Origin of the sequence: Mesorhizobium sp. M5C.F.Ca.IN.020.32.2.1 (genome assembly GCF_004023105.1) — a bacterium.
Taxonomy (GTDB): Bacteria; Pseudomonadota; Alphaproteobacteria; order Rhizobiales; family Rhizobiaceae; genus Mesorhizobium; species Mesorhizobium wenxiniae.
In genome coordinates this window covers 1-1,980 of record NZ_RZSX01001040.1, presented here as the reverse complement: position 1 = coordinate 1,980, position 1,980 = coordinate 1, and the positions used below count along the sequence as shown (strand labels likewise).

The 1,980-nt window shown below is 63.5% G+C and carries 2 protein-coding genes; one reads left to right on the top strand and one right to left on the bottom strand.

Annotation, left to right across the window (positions count from 1 at the left end; genetic code table 11):
• Nucleotides 1–773: LysR family transcriptional regulator (locus tag EOA86_RS32520; protein WP_128345336.1), on the bottom strand; the 773-nt coding region annotated here is incomplete at its 3' end.
• Nucleotides 774–998: 225 nt separating this feature from the next.
• Between EOA86_RS32520 and EOA86_RS32515 the strand changes: the two genes are divergently transcribed.
• Entirely contained in the window at nucleotides 999–1,949 is a 951-nt protein-coding gene (locus EOA86_RS32515) for a DMT family transporter (protein WP_128345335.1), read from the top strand.
• Nucleotides 1,950–1,980: the final 31 nt, after the last annotated feature.

The following is a 1,980-nucleotide window of genomic DNA, read 5'->3' as shown; positions in this document are numbered from 1 at the left end:
ACGTTCGACGAATCGATGTCGCCGAACCCGTCGGCGGCCGTAAGTTCGCGGCAGCCGGCCGGGATGTTGCTGCGCGAGATCGGCGCGATCGCCAGCCCGGAGGTGACGGCGAGCCGCAGGCCGCCATTGGTGTCGCTGGTATAGGCGACGCGGTAGGCGAGACCGCGCTGCTCCAGCGACTTGATCGCGAAATCCTTGCACCAGCCGGCACGATTATGGAGGGCGATCGGCACCGGTCGCTCCTCATGCATGTGATGCAGCTCCGACGTTACCCATACGGTCGGATCAAGCATCAGCACCTCTCCGCCGGAGAGGTCCTGCCACTCGAACACCACCGCCAGATCGAGGTCGCCGGCGGCGAGCGCCGCGATCTGCGCACCCGAATGCGCGTAGCGGACGGTGATGTCGACCTGAGGATGGCGCTTGGCAAAAGCGCCGAGGGCGCGCGACAGGATCGCGTGGCCATATTCTTCTGGAATGCCGATGCGCACCGGCCCGCCAAGCGGCGCCGCGACCATCGAGGCCGCCGTCTCGTCCAGCAGCGACACGATCCGGCGGGCGTTGACGATGAGTTCGGCGCCGCGTCGCGTCAGCGCCACACCGCGCGAGCCGCGCTCGAACAGACTGTCGCCGAGCACATCTTCGAGCTTCTTCATCTGCATCGAAACCGCCGATTGGGTACGGCCGGCCTGCTCCGCTGCCTTGGTGAAATTGCCGGTATCGGCAACCGCTACGAAGGTGCGCAGCAGATCGCTGTCGAGCGTGGGCTTCATTTGTCCGCCATAAGAAATTCTGATTGCAGGTATCATTCCAATTCGTTTGCAACATGTCAAACGGCGGATAATAGTCGCTTCACCCATTGGATATGCGGCTGCGAAATCGGCTGCGGACCAATATAGAGTCCTCACTCGTACCCGCTGCCCGAAACGGTGGCGGGTTCTTTTTACCCCGAACGCAGGCCCGGTTCCGGGCCGCACTGCAAGGAGCCGTCGAACGACATGCAGAACCGGATCGTTCTCGGCATGGCAAGCCTTTGCCTCGGCGTTCTGGTGTTCTCGCTCCAGGATCCGCTGATCAAGGCCGTGTCGGGCACCTATCCGGTGACCGAGGTGATGGCGATCCGCTCGATCGTCGCCCTGCCCATTCTTCTCGTGCTGGTTCATGCCGATGTCGGGCTCCGGGCGATCTTTTCAAAGCGATTTCGCATGCTGACGACGCGCGCCTTCATCCTGTTCACCTCCTACACGGTCTATTATCTGGCGATCGCCGCCCTTCCGCTTGCCGACGCGGTGGCGCTCTATTTCATAACGCCGCTGTTCATCATGGTTCTTGCCGGCCCTTATCTCGGCGAACGGGTGGCGTGGCAGACGCTGGTCACCGTCATGGTCGGGATGCTGGGCGTGCTGGTAATGCTGCGGCCCGGTGCCGGGCTGTTCGACTGGGCGGCACTGCTGTCGCTGGCGTCGGCGGTGCTGTACGGGTTTTCGCAGTTGATGGCCCGCAAGATCGGCGACACCGACTCAGCCACGGTCATGGCGTTCTATCAAAACGGCGTCTACCTCGTGGGCGCTGCAGCGGTCGCCGTGCTGTTCTGGCTGGCAGGAATAACTCATGCCACGCATCCGAGCCTCGAATTCCTGGTCAGGCCATGGATCTGGCCGACGCGGATCGATTTTCTGACGATGGCCGCCTGCGGCTTCGGCGCTTCGGCCGGGATGATCCTGTTGTCGCAGGCCTATCGGCTGGCGCCCGCCAACAGCGTCGCCACCTTCGAATACACCGGCATCATCTGGTCGCCGCTGTGGGGTTTCCTGTTCTTTGCCGAAGTGCCGCGATCGACCACCGTCATCGGCGCCGCCCTGATCATCGGCGCCGGTCTGTTCGCGCTCCATTCCAGTCGGCGCCGGGGCAGCACGCCGGCAATCGCGGCAACCTGCGATCCGGCCTGACTGCAATCAGGCTTTGGCCGCTAGGCAAAAC

Excerpts from the sequence above, each read along its gene's own strand:
- EOA86_RS32515 (WP_128345335.1), top strand. The coding sequence starts at position 999 with ATGCAGAACCGGATCGTTCTCGGCATGGCAAGCCTTTGCCTCGGCGTT.